Here is a 241-nt window from a genome sequence, read left to right as displayed (position 1 = left end):
GAGGGTATAACCCACCGCCAGCTTGGCGGCAACTTTCGCAATCGGGAAGCCGGTGGCTTTGGACGCCAGCGCCGAGGAGCGGGATACGCGCGGGTTCATCTCGATGACAATCAGGCGACCGTTTTTCGGGTTTACCGCAAACTGGACGTTAGAACCGCCGGTTTCCACGCCGATTTCACGCAGTACCGCCATCGAAGCGTTACGCATGATTTGATATTCTTTGTCGGTCAGCGTCTGGGCA

At 57.7% G+C, this 241-nt stretch carries 1 protein-coding gene; it reads right to left on the bottom strand.

Annotation, left to right across the window (positions count from 1 at the left end; genetic code table 11):
* Positions 1 to 241 (bottom strand): hypothetical protein (locus tag FDX22_RS19625; RefSeq protein WP_186805356.1); only part of this gene is annotated, 241 nt, incomplete at both ends.

It is taken from the genome of Citrobacter sp. TBCS-14 (genome assembly GCF_005280805.1).
In the GTDB taxonomy this organism is placed as follows: Bacteria; Pseudomonadota; Gammaproteobacteria; order Enterobacterales; family Enterobacteriaceae; genus Citrobacter; species Citrobacter gillenii.
Note: the sequence above shows the minus strand (reverse complement) of the source record. Positions and strands in the feature narration are given on the sequence as shown.